The organism is Ruegeria sp. ANG-R, assembly GCF_000813985.1.
Classification (GTDB): domain Bacteria; phylum Pseudomonadota; class Alphaproteobacteria; order Rhodobacterales; family Rhodobacteraceae; genus Ruegeria.
The window spans coordinates 61,811-79,926 of record NZ_JWLJ01000009.1 but is presented as its reverse complement, the minus strand read 5'-3'; the positions used below and the strand labels follow the sequence as shown (position 1 = coordinate 79,926).

16 protein-coding genes and 2 pseudogenes are annotated in these 18,116 nt (G+C 55.4%); 2 read left to right on the top strand and 16 right to left on the bottom strand.

Annotation, left to right across the window (positions count from 1 at the left end; genetic code table 11):
* Nucleotides 1–66: 66 nt before the first annotated feature.
* From RA27_RS17885 to proX, 5 genes are all read right to left on the bottom strand, one after another.
* Nucleotides 67–801, bottom strand: a complete 735-nt coding sequence (locus tag RA27_RS17885; RefSeq protein ID WP_039542223.1) for a LuxR C-terminal-related transcriptional regulator — start codon at nt 799–801, stop codon at nt 67–69.
* Between the two features lie 727 nt (nt 802–1,528).
* Nucleotides 1,529–3,025 carry a choline-sulfatase gene (betC, locus tag RA27_RS17875; protein ID WP_052265362.1) on the bottom strand — a complete coding sequence of 499 codons (1,497 nt, stop codon included), beginning with the start codon at nt 3,023–3,025 and terminating at the stop codon, nt 1,529–1,531.
* A 1-nt stretch (nt 3,026) separates the two neighbouring features.
* Nucleotides 3,027–3,944, bottom strand: coding sequence for an ABC transporter permease subunit (locus RA27_RS17870; protein ID WP_039542218.1), 918 nt, complete (start codon nt 3,942–3,944; stop codon nt 3,027–3,029).
* 11 nt (nt 3,945–3,955) lie between these two features.
* Entirely contained in the window at nt 3,956–4,975 is a 1,020-nt protein-coding gene (locus RA27_RS17865; RefSeq protein WP_039542401.1) for a glycine betaine/L-proline ABC transporter ATP-binding protein, read from the bottom strand.
* Between the two features lie 63 nt (nt 4,976–5,038).
* A complete protein-coding gene (gene proX / locus RA27_RS17860) occupies nt 5,039–5,998 on the bottom strand; it encodes a glycine betaine/L-proline ABC transporter substrate-binding protein ProX (protein ID WP_039542216.1) in 960 nt (319 codons plus the stop codon).
* A 79-nt stretch (nt 5,999–6,077) separates the two neighbouring features.
* Between proX and RA27_RS17855 the strand changes: the two genes are divergently transcribed.
* Nucleotides 6,078–7,040: a LysR substrate-binding domain-containing protein gene (locus RA27_RS17855; RefSeq protein WP_152610736.1), complete on the top strand. Its 963-nt coding sequence runs from the start codon at nt 6,078–6,080 to the stop codon at nt 7,038–7,040.
* Between the two features lie 199 nt (nt 7,041–7,239).
* Here RA27_RS17855 and RA27_RS17850 read toward each other — a convergent pair whose 3' ends face one another.
* From RA27_RS17850 to RA27_RS17820, 7 genes are read right to left on the bottom strand one after another with little or no spacing between them, the layout of a single operon-like run.
* On the bottom strand, nt 7,240–7,962 hold the full coding sequence (locus RA27_RS17850) for a GNAT family N-acetyltransferase (RefSeq protein ID WP_039542213.1): 723 nt from the start codon (nt 7,960–7,962) through the stop codon (nt 7,240–7,242).
* Nucleotides 7,959–9,092, bottom strand: coding sequence for an o-succinylbenzoate synthase (gene menC, locus RA27_RS17845; protein WP_039542397.1), 1,134 nt, complete (start codon nt 9,090–9,092; stop codon nt 7,959–7,961). Before menC ends, RA27_RS17850 begins: the two co-directional genes overlap by 4 nt.
* A gap of 41 nt (nt 9,093–9,133) precedes the next feature.
* Nucleotides 9,134–9,892 (bottom strand): ATP-binding cassette domain-containing protein, encoded by a 759-nt coding sequence (locus tag RA27_RS17840; protein WP_039542210.1) that lies wholly within the window; start codon nt 9,890–9,892, stop codon nt 9,134–9,136.
* Entirely contained in the window at nt 9,889–10,623 is a 735-nt protein-coding gene (locus tag RA27_RS17835) for an ABC transporter permease (protein ID WP_039542207.1), read from the bottom strand. The genes RA27_RS17840 and RA27_RS17835 overlap by 4 nt, the downstream gene beginning before the upstream one ends.
* The gene (locus RA27_RS17830) at nt 10,623–11,333 is read right to left on the bottom strand and encodes an ABC transporter permease (RefSeq protein WP_039542204.1); all 711 of its coding nucleotides are present in this window, start codon (nt 11,331–11,333) and stop codon (nt 10,623–10,625) included. Before RA27_RS17830 ends, RA27_RS17835 begins: the two co-directional genes overlap by 1 nt.
* A 33-nt stretch (nt 11,334–11,366) precedes the next feature.
* The gene (locus RA27_RS17825; protein WP_039542201.1) at nt 11,367–12,143 is read right to left on the bottom strand and encodes an ABC transporter substrate-binding protein; all 777 of its coding nucleotides are present in this window, start codon (nt 12,141–12,143) and stop codon (nt 11,367–11,369) included.
* 31 nt (nt 12,144–12,174) lie between these two features.
* Nucleotides 12,175–13,059, bottom strand: coding sequence for a MurR/RpiR family transcriptional regulator (locus tag RA27_RS17820; RefSeq protein WP_241484102.1), 885 nt, complete (start codon nt 13,057–13,059; stop codon nt 12,175–12,177).
* A gap of 132 nt (nt 13,060–13,191) precedes the next feature.
* Between RA27_RS17820 and RA27_RS17815 the strand changes: the two are divergent.
* Nucleotides 13,192–14,198: pseudogene (locus RA27_RS17815) on the top strand (M20/M25/M40 family metallo-hydrolase).
* 9 nt (nt 14,199–14,207) lie between these two features.
* On the opposite strand, the pseudogene RA27_RS23780 reads toward RA27_RS17815, so the two are convergent.
* The 4 genes and pseudogenes from RA27_RS23780 to RA27_RS17800 form a co-directional block, all read right to left on the bottom strand.
* A pseudogene (locus tag RA27_RS23780) lies at nt 14,208–14,546 on the bottom strand (transposase); the annotation flags it as partial.
* Nucleotides 14,547–14,793: 247 nt separating this feature from the next.
* Nucleotides 14,794–15,318 (bottom strand): Lrp/AsnC family transcriptional regulator, encoded by a 525-nt coding sequence (locus RA27_RS17810; protein WP_039542198.1) that lies wholly within the window; start codon nt 15,316–15,318, stop codon nt 14,794–14,796.
* Nucleotides 15,319–15,507: 189 nt separating this feature from the next.
* The gene (locus RA27_RS17805) at nt 15,508–16,524 is read right to left on the bottom strand and encodes an alpha/beta fold hydrolase (protein WP_039542393.1); all 1,017 of its coding nucleotides are present in this window, start codon (nt 16,522–16,524) and stop codon (nt 15,508–15,510) included.
* Nucleotides 16,525–16,586: 62 nt separating this feature from the next.
* A complete protein-coding gene (locus tag RA27_RS17800; protein ID WP_039542195.1) occupies nt 16,587–18,026 on the bottom strand; it encodes a glutamine synthetase family protein in 1,440 nt (479 codons plus the stop codon).
* Nucleotides 18,027–18,116 lie beyond the last annotated feature (90 nt).

Here is an 18,116-nt window from a genome sequence, read left to right as displayed (position 1 = left end):
TCGGCACAATTTGCAAAGACAGTAGGCAAACACAAAGTTTCGCCCAAGGTAGAGATTTCTATACCTTCACAAGTTAATTAGGTTTTGTTTCAAAGCGATGGCAAGCGCCTGTTCGCGGGTAGAGGCGCCAAGCGCCCGCCGGGCCAGAAAGAAGTGCTTGTTCACCGCGGCTTCACTTATTTTCAGGCGCTCAGCTATGCGGGCCGTCTGGTATCCCGCAGCGAGCAACTCCAACACCTCTTGCTGGCGCTGTGATAATAACTGGGTCATTGATTGCAACTTCAGGTTGGCAGGTGATTGAATTGGTTCAGTGATTGATGTAGCGAGCAGAGCGGCAAACATCGTCAGATCAATCGCGCTGTCTTTTTCGGCTGTTTGCATACTACCGCCGGAGCAGAGGGTCACATATACCCCTCGCTTCCCCGACTCGCCAAAACGCGAGCCAACCAGGGACGCAAGACCGGCTGACTTCAAACCGTGATCAAGTGCATGTTCTTTGTCAGATCGCGCCTCGGCGCGCTTCATCCGGCCTGACTCGACAATGTGATACTGTGCGTCCCAGGCCAAATTCTCGAGCATCGCGTCAACCGACATGTAATCTTCTTCCAGATACTCGGTGATCCAGTCTTCTGGCATGTTTGTATTCATCCAGTAGATCTGTTTCTTGATCCCATCGGCTTCACCGACCAGAATTGCGTCAAGTCCCATGAGTTTGGATTGGACAACCGCTTCGTTCCATCGATCTTCAGCAGAGTTCAATCCAGCCAATGCATCAACGAAATCAATCAGTGCATTTTTCATGATCCCCCGCTGCTTCCAATTCACTTGTTAACTTAGCTAGTTCCAAAATGACATAATGCCTGAAATTTAGTCAATAATTTGGTAATTTTCAGTCTTCGTCGAGACCGTTTACTTTCAAAGCCCTAGCAAGCTTTACCATCTATCTCCGGCTTCTCGCTCTGAAACGGCACCCACCTATTGATGACGTCCCGGGCATGAATAACAATCAGCCGTGATAACTCAAGTTGACACGCTATCGGTTGATAGGGGCTGCGGGGAAACCCCAGAGCCATTGCCTTTGTCAACGCCGTTTCTGATTTGATTGTAGCAAAAAGGGTCGCGCGGGCGCACTCGGCATATTGGTGGTAGAATGCAACAACGCCGGAGCACTCTTGTCTCACGACAAGAGATGGGGCCATTCAGCCATCGCTTTCACCGTCACCGTTCTGTTCCGGCTGCAAACCAATGAGGCCGAAGCCAGGAAACGTGCCAAAATTCGTCATTCAAGGATTGACAGCGAACAGCAATAAAACCCCGCACCGTGTAACCGTACCCCACGACAGATTTTACTCGTGCAGCGGAAAGTTGCTCTAATGATACTGCAATGCTGTGCTAGTAGTCGCCATGAATGCCCCATACGGGGTCGAGGCGGCCTAGCGTACTGGCATCCTATCGCGCCCGAGACCCGGAACGAAGACATTTCGCAGTTCGCCGCACTTTTCGGTAAAGATCGCTTAGGGACGTGTCGTTAGATATAGTCAAACGCCCACTCATTGTATCCCTGATCACCCCGGTACCACAGAACCCGGTCAGCTTCCGACTCTCCGTGGTTCCAACGCTGCTTTTTGCCTTGAGCCATTGCCTTGCGAACCAGAGCTCGGCGCTTCTGGCTGAGGACGATGTCTTGGATCAGGTCTGGTTCATTCCACTTTTCTGCGACCTCATGCACAAAGCTATCGGTCAGGTCACGATGATCCTCCACATAGGCGAGGTTTGTACGCTCATTCGGATCGTTCAGCAGATCGAACAGCATGATCCCGTCACGCGACGAGGAGATGAACTTGTAGTTTCCGCGGCGGATCATGAACATGGGAACCTTCGTCGCCTCGGCCAGATACTCGGCATATACTGCACGCTTAGGTGGTGGGTTATCCCGGTCTATCAGGGCGAGAAGGTCTGTGCCTTCCAGCGGTTCCACCGAGTCTTCTACCCCTGCGATACGGTTTAGTGTAGGCACGATATCTACCAGCGATGTCAGCTCCTGAACCCGTTGAGGCGCAATATCGGGCCCTGCGATCATCAACGGAATGCGTAAAGACTTCTCAAAGAAGTGCTTTTTGAACCACATGCCACGTTCGCCCAGCATTTCGCCGTGATCCGAAGTGAAAATGACCACTGTGTTCTGATCTGCGCCAGTCGCGCGCATGGCATCCATGACCCGGCTCATCAGGCTGTCAATGTAGCTGATCGATCCATAATAAGCGCGGATGGCACAGGCGACATCCTCGTCACTGAACTGAATGCCCAACATTCCGAAATCCTTCAGCAGGCGCACGGAGTGGGGATCATGCTCGTTTTCCGACAAGGCACCGACCGCGGGCATGGGGATGTCCTTGTCCTCATATAAATCCCAGAACTCTTTCCGGCAAAGATAAGGCTCATGCGGATGGGTGTAGGAGACCTGCAGGAAAAAGGGACGCTTGTCATCGCCACGTGCCATATCAAAGATATGCTGAATCGCCTTGAAGGTGACCTCTTCATCATAGTCAATCTGGACCGAGCGCTCGCAAATTCCCGCGATGCGCACCGCGCGGGGATCGTTGGTATCGCGTTTGCCTTCATTTTCCCAGTTGGGAACCCACGCGAAATCGCCGGGGTAGAGGTCTGCGGTCAGGCGCTTTTCGAACCCATGGAACTGATCAGGACCAATGAAATGCATCTTGCCAGACAAGGCCGTTTGATAGCCAGCTGCGCGCAGATAGTGCGCGTAGGTTGGAATCTCGGCAGAGAACTCGGCCGCATTGTCATAGGCCCCAACATTGGAACACAATTGTCCCGTTGCCATGGAAAAGCGCGACGGTGCACAGAGCGGGAAGTTGCAATAGGCGTTTTCGAACACCACCCCCCTGTCGGCCAATCCATCGATGGTCGGGGAATGGCAGATTTTATCTCCGTAGGCTTGCAGGGCAGAAGCGGTCAGCTGATCGACCTGAAAGAACAGGATGTTCGGGCGATTGTCGGACATGTTACCCCCGCCCCATCAGGCCACGGACATATCCGACCGGGCCGGTTTCATACCATTTCCTGTGACCGCGCTCGCGCGCCGAAATGCCGAAGCTCTGCGAGGTCCGGTCAATGACAATCGCCAGAAACACAATGCCCAGCCCACCCACGGTCGCCAGCCCCATGTCCAGCCGCCCGATCCCCCGCAGGACCATCTGACCCAGACCTGTCACGGAAATCATCGAAGACACAACAACCATGCTCAGCGCCATCATGATGGTCTGGTTGACGCCAGCCATAATCGTGGGCATGGCGAGAGGCAATTCGACCTTGTAGAGCGTTTGCCGGTTCGAGGCGCCGAATGCACGTGCCGCCTCGACCATATCGCCGCGGACCTGCCGAATACCAAGATTGGTCAGACGCACCACCGGCGGCAGCGCGTAGATAAAGGTCACAATCACACCCGAAACGTTACCGATCGAAAACAACATCACAATCGGCACCAGATAGACGAAGGACGGGATCGTTTGCATCAGATCGAGCATGGGCTGCAGAACTGTCCAGAACCGATCATTCTTGGCCGAATACACGCCCAGCGGAATGCCGATCAGCGAACAGAACACGACGCAGGTCAGAACGATGGACAGCGTGGTCATGCTTTCTTCCCATGCGCCCATCAGTCCGATGGCAAGCATACAGGCCGCCGAGATCAGGCCCAGACGGCGACCGCCTGCCTGCCAGGCAACCAAAATGATAACCGCAAGAACGAGCAGGTCAGGGGCTTGGGTCAGAACGTCCTCCAACCCTGTCAGAACAATTTCAAACGGTACCTTGATCGCCTGAAAGATGAACCGGAAATTGGTCACCACCCATTGCAGAAAGGTTTCGACCCAAGTTCCGACGGGGACCCATTCGGTGTCAAATATATTCCAGATGTCCATGACTTGGCCCCTTACCCGCGCAACGCGGTCAACGCGTCTTTGATAGTGATCTGCCCGACAGATGCATGATCTGGGCTCACCACGGTGACCGGAGATTGGTCGTCCATAAAGAGATCGATAATCTCTCCCAGCTCAGCATCCACGCCGATGGTTTTGCCGGTGACGTCCCGCCCATCGAGTGGTTCCATGATCGTTTCGGCTCTAACCAGCGCGACACGGCTGATGCCTTTCACAAATTCGGTGACATAGTCGTCCTTCGGGCTGGTGACGATTTCCTCGGGCGTGCCGATTTGCACGATCTCGCCATCATTCATGATGGCGATGTGATCTCCCATCCGAATGGCTTCATCCAGATCGTGGGTGATAAACAGCGTGGTTTTGTGCATATGCGCCGACAGGTTCAGGAACTGGTCCTGCAACTGTCGGCGGATCAAAGGATCAAGTGCCGAGAACGGCTCATCCATCAGCAGGATTTCAGGATCGGCTGCGAGTGCTCGAGCCAGACCCACACGTTGCTGCATACCGCCCGACAGCTGATCGGGGTAGTGGTCGATCCACCCGCCCAAGTCCATCGCTTCCAGCGCCCTGATCGCGGCCTCTCGCCGCGTTTCCAAATCGATGCCGCGAACCTCGAGACCGAAACCGACATTTTCACCCAATGTCCGGTGGGGCCACAAAGCCATGTGCTGGAAAACCATTCCTATCGTTTCGGCCCGCAACTGGCGCAGATCATCTTCGCCCAACGCGTCTACACGTTGACCCGCCACATGAATTTGGCCTGATGTCGGTTCAATCAACCGGTTCACGTGGCGCACAAGGGTGGATTTGCCCGACCCCGATAACCCCATGATGCAAAAGATTTCGCCTTTCTGGACGCTGAAGCTTGCATCCCGAACGCCCAGAACACAGCCAAACCTGTCGCGCACTTCCTCTTTCGACAACCCCTCAGCCAGAACCGCTTTCATGGCCTCGTCCGAGCGGTTTCCATAAATTTTCCAGAGGTCACGACACTCGATCTGCGCATCACCCATTGCATCATCCTTAAAAAAAATTGGGACGGCCACGTGCACCGCCCCTCAGGTTCACAGGGAGGGTTAGTTCGCGGCGGCGGCTGCCTGAACCACCCAGCTGTCGAATTGCTCTTGATTTTCAGCAATCCAGTCGGTGGCGTGACGCTGAAAATCTTCCAACGTGTTTTCGCCATCACGCAGCTTCACCTGAGCCGCATTGACGGCGCTGATCGGGATGTCAACGAGTTCAAAGAACTTTGCAGCGGCAGGGTTTTCTTCAAGAAATTCATTGTTTGCGACGATATAGACGTCGTTCACAGCAAAGCCTGCGTCCATTTCACCGTCTTTCTGAACGCCGATCTGAACCACGTCTTCTCCGGGAACCAACACGTCACTAATCCAGTTCGGCGTCCAAGTGTAATACAGAATGGCACCGCCTTCGTTATAACGGGTGATGGTGTCTGCCATGATCGCGAAATAGCTTCCCTGATCATGTTGAACGGTGTCGCGCAGGTCCAAGTTGTCCAGGTGATCTTCAATCGCGATTTCACATCCCCAACCAGGGTTGCAGCCTGACAGATTGGCACGCCCGTCTCCGTCAGCGTCGAACAAAGCGGCTACCGCAGGGTCGGAAAGCTGTCTAATACTGGTGATATCATTCGCTTCTGCGGTCTTTTTGTCGATATAGAACCCCTGACCTGCCCCGGTTATTGCTGCGTTGACGCGCGTCATCACGCCTTCGCCTCCGGACTTATCAAAAAAGTCGTTATGCAGGGGTTTCCAGTGATTGAAAGTATAATCGGCATCCCCCGAAGCGACAGCCAGATGAACCGCGGGGAAGTCCGCCTCCAGGGTTTCCTCGACGTTGTATCCCAGCGCCTCAAGGCCCTGCTGTACGACCATATGCTGGAACCATGCGTTGGCGGGTGACCCTTTGATCGGCGACACATCGACACCTGCGCCGGGCTGATCAGCGGCAAATGCCGGAAGTCCAAATACTGTCGTCATCGCCGCAGCGTACGCAAAGTTGGAAAAGTTCTTCATGGTTTCCTCCCTGAAAGTTCTACAGGCCAGTCCGGCGAGTTTCTCCTCTTAGGGATATTTTTGGCATCTACGTGCAGTTGTGAAGTTCAAAAATACGGTCCACTATGTTAACCAAATCGTTATGGTAAATCTTCGTAAAACTCTTACAAAACTGCCGCATCTGATCACCTTTGAGGCATCATGCCGAAATTCAAACTTTACACGTGCGGCAGAAGAATTAGGTGTCACGCGTGTATCGGTCAGCCGCCAGATTGCTGAACTCGAACAAGAGCTTGGGACAACACTGTTTATCAGGGATCACCGAAAAGTATCTTTGACGCAGGCCGGTCGGTTGCTCGAGGCGGAAGTGGCGCCAGCCCTGCACCAAATTGCAGATGCCATTCAGAGCGTTTCACAAAAGTCGGGCGATACCCCTCTGACAGTCACCACCACGACCGCATTTGCCACCTACTGGCTTATGCCGCGCATGGTTGACTTCAGCAATCAGTTTCCAGAGGTCGAATTGAACCTCGTTGTAACCGACCGCAAACTGGATCTTGCGGCCGAGAATATCGATATTGCGATCCGCTACTCCAAGGATACCCCACCCGGTGAAAAAGTGACTCCGTTACTGCGCGAGCGAATATTCCCGGTGCTAAGCCCAAAGTACTCCCCCAATACCGCCCTGTCTGACGCCGCAGATCTGACAAGGGAAAACTTGCTTCATTTGTCCGGTATCTACCGACCCGAGGCGCGTTGGCCACATTGGTTTAAAGCCAATGATCTGGTGCTGTCAGCGGAGTCCAGTGGCGTGGCTATGAATACCTACATCAACATGCTGCAGGCCGCGATTGCGGGACAAGGTATCGCGCTGGCAGGAAACCCGTTGGTCGACCCGTACCTCGCCGACGGAACACTGATCAAACTGAAAGGCTTCATGGAAATCGAGCGGGACTATTTCTATTTAATCAACGCAACCACCGACAGGGAGGATGCAGAGAGGTTCTGCAATTGGGTGCTTGACCAGACGGCCGTGACAAAAGAACCACCAATACTTCGGTGAAGTACGACGAATGTCCGATCCGCGCCGCCTCAAAGCTGTATTATACGAAGATCAGTTTCTGGCCCTTTAATACGCAGGCCTCCAATTGTTCGCACCGACCCGCTGCCACGATAGGTTCAATCGGTGAAATTCGGCCTCGTTCGGACCACACGGCGCCTCGAATATGAGCGTTTGATCCAATCGATTCACCTTGAAGCGATCACTTTCGGGTCAATCGATAGCAATTGTGTTTGGCATCGAATCCAGTGATGCGTAAGCCGCGCTTGAAGGCTGATGTCAACGCTGCGCGCACGTTCAGACGTTCATCGAGCGCTGATTGAGGATTGGCTGCCAGCAGTTCGTCCAGATCGCGCGGGATTTCCACCGTTTCTACCAGTTCCGGCTGCATAACTCTTCGACCCGTTTCGCTCAGTGAGCAGACATTTCGCGACTCCAGGTCCCATTCTGCCACAAGCCGGTCAGAGGGAATGCCGGCGTTTATGCCCTGCATCGTTCCATAGTAATCCTCGTGATAGATGCCCGCCGTCGCCCCCAGTCGTTCGATATTGAGCGTTGCGTTGATACGTCTGAGGGGATCGTAGGTCCAGCGCACCAGCGTGATGCCGCGTGCCAGACACCAGTCGCGCTGGAACCACTTCAACCGTCGACCCAGCCCCATTCCGCGGCTATCCGCGTGAACCGCCAGGCGATGAGAGTGCTGAATGCCTGTCTCACTGCTGGGAAATCCGAACAGGAACCCCAGCATTCGATCACCCAGAAATGCTCCGGCGACCAGACCGCCCTCGTGCTGGATGGACAACAGCAGATCGGCATTGTCCGCCGGATCATCTTCACCCCAGACCAGACGCTGGAAATCCTCCGAGGCCTTCATCTCGGAAAGACCGTCCAATTCCCGAAGAACCAGCTCGCTCTGTTCCGTCATGGTAGAATCTCCTCGGAACTCTCGGTGACCGTCGACAGAAACGCGTGGTCCAGTGTCACGCCAATACCCGGCCCGTTCTTCGGGACCGGCATCTTGCCCTCGGAGGCTTCAAGCCGTTCGTTGATGATGTCACGGTGAAAATATCGGCTGGCCGATGAGGTGTCGCCGGGTTTTGTGAAATTGGACAATGTCGCCAAGTGGATGTTGTGTGCCCGACCGACGCCGCTTTCCAGCATACCGCCGCACCATACAGGAACGTCAAAGGCAGCGCAGGTATCGTGAATCGCTCGCGCAGACATGAAACCGCCAACGCGACCAACCTTGATGTTGATGACACGGGCTGCGTCCAGTTCAAGCGCGATGCGTGCATCGCGGGCCGACCGGATACTCTCATCCAGACAGATCGCCGTCCTGACCCGCGACTGTAGCTTTGCATGATCGCGAATATCGTCATAGGCAAGCGGTTGCTCGATGTAGTCCAAGTCGAAGGCGTCCAATGCCCGCATGATCGGACTATCGGCCAACCCATAGTCTGTATTGGCATCCACGGTTAACTTGATACCGGGAAACCGTGCCCGAACCGCCTCTACAATTTTGACGTCGTGCCCCCGGGCGATTTTGAGCTTGGTCCTTTTGTACCCCTGCTCTGCTGCTTCGGCGACACGTTCCAGCGTTGTTTCAACCGGGGCGATACCGAGGCTGACTCCGACGTCAACGCTATCGCCAGTTCCACCAAGCGCCGCCTGCAACGGAATGCCAAGGCTTTTGGCCCACAGGTCCCAAAAGGCCATTTCGACAACTGCTTTGGCCATCCGATGACCTCGCCACGGCGCGAGAATCGGTTCCAGCTCATACGGGGAGCTGAAACGTTTCCCGACGATCTGAGGCAACAACACGCGCCGCAAAAAGTCCATCGCCCCGGCGATGGTTTCCTCCAGATAGTCGGGCTGGGGATCCATCACCGCCTCGGCTACGCCTTCTATTCCTTCACCTTTGAGCACCAGAAGCGGAAAGGTTTTTGCGGTCATGGTGCCGGTCGAGATCACGAAAGGTGACAACAGCGGCAGACTGACGATCCGCAAATCGGCGCTTTCGATGCGGATTCCGGGACGGAGAGTTCCAGTGTTCATATGCAGGTCTTTGGTCATTTTGGAGCGTTGATGGGAAAGGGCTACATCGCGTTGGCGATGAAGCGGCGGAACTCGTCGGTTCGCGGGTTGGCGAACATTTCATCTGGCGCACCCTGTTCGGCGATGCGACCCTCGTGAAGGAACACGACTTCGGACGAAACTTCGCGTGCAAAGCCCATTTCGTGGGTCACGACGATCATTGTACGGCCTTCGGCGGCCAGCGATTGCATCACTTTCAGAACCTCGCCGACCAGCTCGGGGTCAAGGGCCGAGGTAGGTTCATCAAACAGGATGGCGTCCGGCTCCATTGCCAGCGCGCGTGCAATTGCGACCCTCTGTTGCTGTCCTCCGGACAATTGCGACGGGTACATCTGCTTGCGCTCGGCCAATCCGACGCGGTCGAGCAGAGCTTCGGCCCGCTCACGGGCGTGGGCCTTGCTTTCCCCTTTGACGTGGACCGGCCCTTCCATAACGTTCTCCAGCACAGTGCGGTGAGACCACAGGTTGAACTGCTGAAACACCATGCCCAGGCGCGCGCGGATCTCTTCGATGTGGCGTATGTTCTGCGGCTTACCATCCCTGACCAGAACCTCCTCGCCGTGCACAGTCACCCGGCCCGATGTCGGAGTTTCCAGAAAATTGAGGCAGCGCAAAAAGGTCGACTTGCCCGAACCCGACGATCCAAGGATCGAGATCACATCATGGTTCCGCGCCTCAAGCGAAATGCCCTTGAGCACTTCGACCTGACCAAAGGATTTGTGGATATCCTCGGCCTTCAAGATAACGTCCGGCTGGCTCATGTCATGGTGTCCTTCTGGGGCTGATTGGCGTTGCGGACCTTGTGTCGGGCGTCGATGTGGAGGTCCAGACGTCGTTCGGCCTGCCGCCAGAGCAGGACGAACAGCGCGGTGATGCAGAGATAAATCAACGCCGCCCACAGATAGACCGAGAAATCGAAGGTCCTGGAGAAGATTTGGCGGGTGCGTCCCATCAGGTCAAAGACGGTGACGATGCTGGCCAGGGCGCTTGCTTTCATCAGCAAGATGACCTCGTTCCCAAGTGCAGGCCAGGCAATGCGATAGGCATGTGGAAATACCACCCGGCGCAAGGTCAGCAAACGGCTCATGCCGACCGCTCTGGCCGCTTCAATCTCGCCCTGCGGCACGCCAAGTATGCCGCCGCGCAGGATTTCTGTCTGATAAGCGGTAGAGTTGAGCGCAAAAGCCAGAAGGGCACAGTTGAACGGATCGCGAAAGAACGTCCAAAGGCCCAGTTCCTGCAGCTCGGGACGGAACTGACCCGAGCCGTAAAAGATCAGGAACAGCTGCGCCAGTATGGGCGTGCCACGCATGAACGAAATATAAAGTCTGAGCGGCGCCTGAGCCATCGGCGAGGCATGGACGCGGATCAGCGCAAAAGCCGGAGATACCAATCCCGCGATCAAGGCACCAAGCAGCGTCAGCTTGATGGTCAGCAACGTGCCATCAAGCAATCGGGGCCAGTATTGCGTGATGATTTCGATCGGGTGCATCAGCTGGCCCTCCGAATACCGCGGTTGGCGCGTTTTTCCATCCGTGCAAGCACCAGTTCGGAAAGGACACACATTGCCCAGTAAATCATGCAAGCCAGAAGATAGAAGGTGAATGGTTGTTTCGTGACACCAACGGCAACCTTGGTCATGCGCATCAGGTCGTCCAAAGCGATGACCGACACCAGTGCAGTGTCCTTCAGCATGTTGATCCAGAGATTGCCCAACCCGGGCAGTGCAAAACGCCAAAGTTGGGGCAGCCGGATACGCCAGAAAACCTTGCGCTCGGTCATGCCAATGGCCCGCCCGGCCTCAACCTGACCCTGGTCGAGGGATTGGAACGCGCCGCGCAAAACCTCTCCGGCAAAGGCTCCGAAGACCATGCCAAGTGCCACCACACCGGCTGCGAAGGGGCTGAACTCGGTGGGCGACGCTTCGGGATTCCACCAATGCAGTATCGCGTTTATCAGAAGCCCAACACCGTTATAGACCACAAACAGTGTCAAAATTTCGGGCAGCCCGCGCATCACGGTGGTATAGCCAAAACCGAGGTATCTTAACGGTGCCAGTTTCGACATGGATGCGAAGGCAGCAAGAAATCCGAGGAAAAGCCCGACGGGGAGCGTGACGATTGCCAGTTGTACCGTGATCGCCAACCCGCGCAGAATTTCATCCCCCCAGCCGGCATCGCCGTATGAAAAGAGCTCAAACATAGATCACCTTTTGGGGCCGGAGGGACGTCGATCTTACTTCATCGTATAGACGTCGATATCAAAGTACTTGTCGTTAATCGTCTGGTAAGTGCCGTCAGCGCGGATTTCTGCAAGAGCGGCGTTCAGCTTTTCACGCAACTCGTCATCCTGCTGACGCACGGCGATGCCCACGCCTTCACCAACGAAGGCCGGATCGGTAATCGGCTCGCCGGCCAGTTCGCAGCAGCCGCCATCATCGGTCTTGGTGGTCCAGTCCAGCATGGGCAGCATGTCACCCACCTGCAGGTCGATGCGCCCGGACGCCATGTCGAGGTTCACTTCGTCCTGAGTCGGATAGAGACGGATATCGGCATCCGGGTAAGTCGCTTCGATATAATCCGCCTGAGTGGTACCCGATTGCGCCCCGATCACCTTGTCGGCCATGCTTTCGTTTGTGAATTCGGTAATACCCGAGTCTTTCGGGACAACATGGGTCATGGCCGCCAAATAGTACGGATCGGTGAAATCAACCCGCTTCTTGCGCTCGTCAGTGATGAACATCGAGGCGATGATGAAATCATATTTGTTGGCCAGCAAACCGGGGATGATCCCGTCCCAGTCCTGTGCCACGATTTCACATTCCTCTCCGATGCGCTTGCACAGTTCCAGCCCGATCTCGACATCGAAACCCGCAATGCTGCCATCCGATTCAATATAGTTGAACGGGGGATAGGCGCCCTCGGTACCCAGCCGCAGGCCTTCGGCCTGAGCAACAGTCGCTGTGATCGCGGTGGTCGCCAGCACAACGGACAGAGCGGTTCTCAGTTTCATAACACTTTCTCCATGTTGAAGGTTTGGTCTTTCACGTTTCAAGTTTGCCCACCGGATCACCCACGTGACCGATAAACTTTCCATAGAGCTCAGCCGTACGTTTCAGACGAGACTCGACTGCCACGCCCAGTTCGACAAAAACACTGTTCAGCAACAGGTTGCCAAAGCTCGCCATTTGTGCGGTGGAGTCCCAAAACTGATTGAATTGGGTGGGAATGGTAAACATTTCCGTGGTCGATTCTGCTCCCCAATCACAAAAGGTATCGGTAACCAGAGTGACAGGGATGTCTGCAGCGCGGGCTTCCTGAGCCAAAACCTTGGACAGGCGTGAATACCGCCGCGCCTCGAAGATCAGAAGGCAGGAACCGGCGTCTGCAGCCAAAATTTCAGCAAAGTTTCCGCCTGCCAAGTCGGTCAGAACAACGCGATCCCGCAGGTATTGAAGTTGATTTGCAAAATACTGTGCCATTCCGCGCTCTGTCTGGAAACCGGCTACGAAAACCGTGTTACAGGTGGCAAGACGCCTGACCACGTTCTGCCACTCAGGCGTCGCGGCATATTCATAGATGCGGACCAACGCCGCAATTTCCAGCTCCATCCCTGCGTTGAGATGTTGTTCGCCCCCACGGACGGAGACGCGCAGCTCTTGCAGGCGGTCGCTGACCAGCCAGGGCGTATCGCCAAGATCGCCCTTTAGCTTGTCTTTGAGATCCTTGAAACTTCTGAATCCCACGGACCGACAAAATCGCCCGACGGTGGATTCGCTGACACCCACTTTCTTGCCGAGACTGGCGGCCGTTTCAAAAGGGATGCTCTCAGTAGCGTTCAGGATATGACTTGCCAAAGCCCTTTCGGCCTTCGATCCCGAGGTCAGAAACTCTGATACTTTCGTTTTGACGGACGATTGCAAGTTCACACATTCTGCAAGTTTTTTTCTATGGTGAATCTTGTAAAAGTTTTCTTGCAAAAGTCAACAGAAAGGCGCAGATGCCAAACTGCCAGCGGTTTGCCGACTGCCGGTCATATGATCTGGAGAGGAAGTAAGGCTATGACACAAGTGGATGCCGTAGGCTTGACGGCCGATCTGATCCGCTGCCCCTCGGTGACCCCTGTCGAAGGCGGAGCCCTTGTTCTGCTGGAAAACCTCCTGAGCACTGCCGGGTTCGAATGCGTCAGAGTCGATCGTGGCAATGTATGTAACCTGTTTGCCCGTTGGGGCACCAAAACTCATCCCCGAACCTTTGGCTTCAATGGGCATACCGACGTGGTTCCGGTGGGTGACGTCAACAATTGGACACACCCACCCTTCGACGCCACCCTGAAAGACGGAGTTCTGTACGGCCGTGGTGCCACCGACATGAAATCCGGTGTCGCAGCATTTGTGGCCGCCGCAATCGACTTTGTGACACAAACGCCGCCCGATGGCTCGGTGATCCTGACAATCACGGGCGATGAAGAAGGGGAAGCAGTGGATGGCACAGCAGCCCTGCTGGAGCATATGAAGCACACCGGTGAGCGTATGTCTTACTGTCTGGTAGGAGAGCCAACCTGCCCGGACAAGATGGGAGATATGATCAAGATCGGGCGGCGCGGCGATATGTCCGTCGCCTTTACGGCGACGGGTATTCAAGGGCACTCCGCATACCCGCACAGTGCACATCCACGGTAAATATTCGTTTCAACGACCTGCATTCTTCGTCGAGCCTAACGGAATGGCTACGGTCCGAGGCGGATCGCGTTGCCGCTTCGTTCAAGGTCGCAATCGATGTCGCAATCATCGATTCATGCGAGAGCTTCCTGACCAAACCCGGTCCCCTATCCGCACTGGTTGCAGGAGCTGTTCTGCGACATACTGGTATTGAGCCGGAACTCTCGACAACCGGCGGAACATCGGATGCGCGGTTTATTACAGCGCATTGCCCGGTTGTTGAGTTTGGATTGGTCGGACAAACAATGCATCAGGTAGACGAGCGGGTCGAGGTTGCGCAGGTCCATCAGCTCAAGGCGGTCTATTCCACAATCCTGCGGGATTTTTTTCAACAAACCGAAAGCTGATGTCTGCCTCTAGCCAGTTCGCGATCTAGGTCGTGTTGACAAATGGCGCAGCCAGAGGCGGATCGATGTTATTTCGAAGAAGCCGAGGTAGCTTTCGGCGGTCTTGTCATATCGTGTGGGCGACGCCGCGGGCATTCTTCAGCTTGTTGAAGCAACGCTCCACCAAGTTACCAAGGCGATGGAGTGACCTGTCGGCACCAACGCGCTTCTTGCGCGATTTCCGCATGGGATCATTTGCAGAACGTTGCGGTTGTCCATGGTGTTGCGAATGCTGTCGGCGTCGTGACCCCGGTCTGCCGGAAGAACGTGCGGTGGTGGCAGACTATCAGCCACGACCAAATCGAAACCGAGAGCCAACATCTATCACGAGATGCAGCAACTTGTGTCTGATGATGGTGGCACCGTTATTCCAATGTTTGCCAATCACATCATGTCAGTGACAGCCAGTGTCGGCGTACCTGCGAAAATTGGTGGTGACTGGGAGCTGGACGGTGGCCGCGCAATTGAAAGATGGTGGTTTAACTGATCCCTCCTGAGGTCCGTAACTCCTCGGGGTTTCGGGCCTCAGACGACCTTTCGGAGCATGGCCGCGGCTTCATGCACGCGGCTCCCAATTACGTTTGAGCAAGAACTGGTTCTTAAAGTTCTTGAGGCCCAGCATGACTTCGGAATCCACGATGTCGTCGGCGCCGTGGATGTGTTCCTCGAGAAAGGTTGTCAGGTCGTCCGGTTCGTCACAGACCAGCTCGACCATCAAATCAAAACGGCCCGTCACCCAAAGAATGTAGACCACGCTGGGCACCTCACCCAGCCGCTGGGCGACCATTTGCGGGGTGACACTTGGCGCGACCTTCAGGCAGATCATCGCATCCGCCTTGTATTCGGATGCGGCAGGGTCTGCGATTGCCACGATCCGCAGTAGACCCGCATCCTTCATGGCGTTGACGCGGTTTCGAACCGTGCCTTCCGAAACGCCGAGTTTCTGGGCAATTTCCGAAAACGGCGTCCGCCCATCATGTTCCAACATCTGAACGATTTCGCTGTTCAAACGCTCGTCAACCGAATGCGTCCCTCGCTGGCGGACGGTTTTTTCGACTTCTGGCTTCCGCGATAAGTTCACGACCGTTCCTTCTGTTTCAGCAGGTTCGCAGGCGTTTCGTCCGAAACCGAAACATAAAAGCAAACGTTACCGGACATCAAATCGATTTACGGATCATCTCAAGGCATCCGCAGTTATATCTTCAACCCTCAGCATCGCCATACCAATGAACTGCCGAAAAGCTCCCGATCCTCAGTCCTTTTCCTTGCACTAGTCCTGCAGAAGCTCTCGAATGGCCGTATCCAGCGCCGCTGTGAATCCGGAATCGTTTCCGGGATTAGCTGCACAATGTCCCCAGGGTGAATCGTAGGGGCGAAACACGGCGTTTGGTATATGTCTTGCCTCAATCGCGTTGTCTTCGGGCGGGAAATACAGATCATGCGTGCAGGGCATCAGGATCGCACGGGCTCTGATCGCCGCAAGGGCCGCTTTGAAATCGCCATTATACAGTGGACCTGTCGATATATTGCCGGCCTGCCATGTGGCCAGCTTGGCCAGCAGGTTATTGGCGTCCCAGCCTTCAACGTGGTCGACCTCCCAATCGACAAGCAGGTCTTCGATTGTTTCAAAGCCAAGCCGTTTGTACAGAGCCTCGCGATAGAAGGTCTGGGAAAATGCCCAGCCCGCATAAACCCGCCCAAACGCTTTGAGGCCCGCGACAGGAGGGTTGTCGTAGTCGCCACCATTCCAGTTCCGGTCTGCGCAAAGCGCGGCTTTGACGCCTTCGAGGAACACGAAGTTATGTGGTGAGGTTTTGGCCGAAGCGCAAAACGGAAGGATCGCCTGCACCATATCCGGATATTGCGCCGCCCATTGATAAGACTGGCAACCAGCCATGGACCAGCCTGCCACCAGTGCGATCCGATCAATGCCCAGATGATCGTGGATCAGCCGGTGCTGTGCGGCAATGTTATCCCACATCTGGATCAACGGGAAACGCGGCCCATCCTGCGGCGGCGGCGTGTTCGACGGAGATGATGATCGACTGTTACCGAACAGATTGGGGCTGACAATGAAATGCCGCGCCGGATCAATGGCACGTCCCGCCCCGAAAAACCCTTCGTTGCGCGAATTGGTGCCTGTGTAAAAGGTTGGCAACACGATTACATTGTCGCGGGCTGGCGAAAGGGTCCCGTAGGTTTGGTATGCAAGCTTGGCGTTGTTCAGGACAAGGCCCGACAACAAAGGAAAATCGCCAAGTTCGAGGATTTGAAATTCCTGTGTCATGGAGGCACCTGTTATTGACAAATTGGCGGCCCCGGCCTTCACCGCGGCCACCTTTATTTCGATCAGTAAAGCCGCAGGTATTCCTGCACTTCCCAGTCGGTGACGGACTGGTGATACCTCTCCCACTCGTCGTTTTTGTACTCCAGATAGGATTTGCGCATGACCGGGCCCATAACGTGTTCTGCCATATCGTCATGCCGCAAAGCCTCGATGGCGTTAAACAGGGTGCGCGGCAGACGGCGGATACCCAGCTCGGCAAGCTCGGCCTCGGTTTTGGAATAGAGGTCAAAATCGGTCGGCTTGCCCGGGTCGATCTTGTTTTTGATCCCCTTCACTGCGCAACTCAGGTGCATGGCCATCGCAAGGTAGACATTCATCGTCATGTCGCACGCACGGTTTTCGATGCAGTGGCGGCTTTGTGGCAGGCGGAACTGGGCCGAGCGGTTGTTGTAACCGTATGTGATGTTAGTCGGCGCCCATGTCACAGTACCGCCTTCGAAACCGCCGACGCGCGGCACCAGGCCATTATACGAGTTCACAATCGGACAGGTGATCGCGGTGATCGCCTCGGCATGTTCCATCAGACCGCCGACGGCCCAGCGGGATTCGTCGCTCCATTCACCTTCCGGTGTCTCGAATATGTTCTCGCCGGGGCGGCTTTCATGCTGCATCGACATGTTGATATGCGCACCCGAGCGCCAGTCACCCACCGTCGGTTTCGGCATGAATGTCACGAACATGCCGTGTTTCTTGGCGACCTCTTTCAGAACGATGCGCAAGAACGCCAGCCTGTCCGACATTTCCAGCATGTTGGTATAGTGGAAATCCAGTTCGAACTGGGAATAGGCGCCTTCGGCCACCACATCATGCAGATTCCAACCCAATCCTTCGATGATGTCGATCATGTCTTTGAGGAACGGCATCGAGTCGACCGAGTATTCCACGTCGTAGCCAAACGCCTGGCGGCGCGGGCGCAACCCATCTGCCGGGTCGTCATCGAAGGCTTTCACGGGCTGACCGGCTTCATCGTATTTCATGACGATGAATTCCGGCTCAACCCCGGCATATCCTGCATACCCTTCCTGTGCCGCCTCATGCATCGCACGCTTCAGCGCCTGGCGGGGGCAGACGTTATAGGGCGCGTCTTCCCAATACAGGTCAGAGAAGATGATCGCCATCGAAGTGTCCCACGGGCAGACATAGACCGCATCCAAATCCGGCACCACGACCTGGTCGCTGTCGGCCGGGCTCAGTTCGGGGACATATGAAATCGAGTGTACAGCGAATTGCGGCCCCTTCCCAAGGCAGAGTTCCTCGAAATCGCTCATGGGGACGGGTTTGGTTTTGGGAATGCCGTGCAGGTCGATCCATGCGCCCATCAGATACTTGACGCCCGCCTCTTCCAGCCGCTTTTTGACGGCAGGTATCCTGGGCCGATTGCGTTCAACCGCATCCTGGAAGCTCTCATAGTAAATCCGGCTGTTTGAATTGTCTTTGGGCATTTGGCTTCCTCCTGTCAGAGCCCCGCGAGCCGTCCGGTTTCAGGACGTGGCAGCGTAATATTGGGCAGTACATTTGCCATGGGGGAAGGC

Bases quoted from the DNA above. Each gene is read 5' to 3' on its own strand.
- RA27_RS17885 (WP_039542223.1), bottom strand. From the start codon at position 801: ATGAAAAATGCACTGATTGATTTCGTTGATGCATTGGCTGGATTGAAC.
- betC (WP_052265362.1), bottom strand. From the start codon at position 3,025: ATGTCCGACAATCGCCCGAACATCCTGTTCTTTCAGGTCGATCAGCTG.
- RA27_RS17870 (WP_039542218.1), bottom strand. From the start codon at position 3,944: ATGGACATCTGGAATATATTTGACACCGAATGGGTCCCCGTCGGAACT.
- RA27_RS17865 (WP_039542401.1), bottom strand. From the start codon at position 4,975: ATGGGTGATGCGCAGATCGAGTGTCGTGACCTCTGGAAAATTTATGGA.
- proX (WP_039542216.1), bottom strand. From the start codon at position 5,998: ATGAAGAACTTTTCCAACTTTGCGTACGCTGCGGCGATGACGACAGTA.
- RA27_RS17850 (WP_039542213.1), bottom strand. From the start codon at position 7,962: ATGACGGAACAGAGCGAGCTGGTTCTTCGGGAATTGGACGGTCTTTCC.
- menC (WP_039542397.1), bottom strand. From the start codon at position 9,092: ATGAACACTGGAACTCTCCGTCCCGGAATCCGCATCGAAAGCGCCGAT.
- RA27_RS17840 (WP_039542210.1), bottom strand. From the start codon at position 9,892: ATGAGCCAGCCGGACGTTATCTTGAAGGCCGAGGATATCCACAAATCC.
- RA27_RS17835 (WP_039542207.1), bottom strand. From the start codon at position 10,623: ATGCACCCGATCGAAATCATCACGCAATACTGGCCCCGATTGCTTGAT.
- RA27_RS17830 (WP_039542204.1), bottom strand. From the start codon at position 11,333: ATGTTTGAGCTCTTTTCATACGGCGATGCCGGCTGGGGGGATGAAATT.
- RA27_RS17825 (WP_039542201.1), bottom strand. From the start codon at position 12,143: ATGAAACTGAGAACCGCTCTGTCCGTTGTGCTGGCGACCACCGCGATC.
- RA27_RS17805 (WP_039542393.1), bottom strand. From the start codon at position 16,524: ATGACACAGGAATTTCAAATCCTCGAACTTGGCGATTTTCCTTTGTTG.
- RA27_RS17800 (WP_039542195.1), bottom strand. From the start codon at position 18,026: ATGCCCAAAGACAATTCAAACAGCCGGATTTACTATGAGAGCTTCCAG.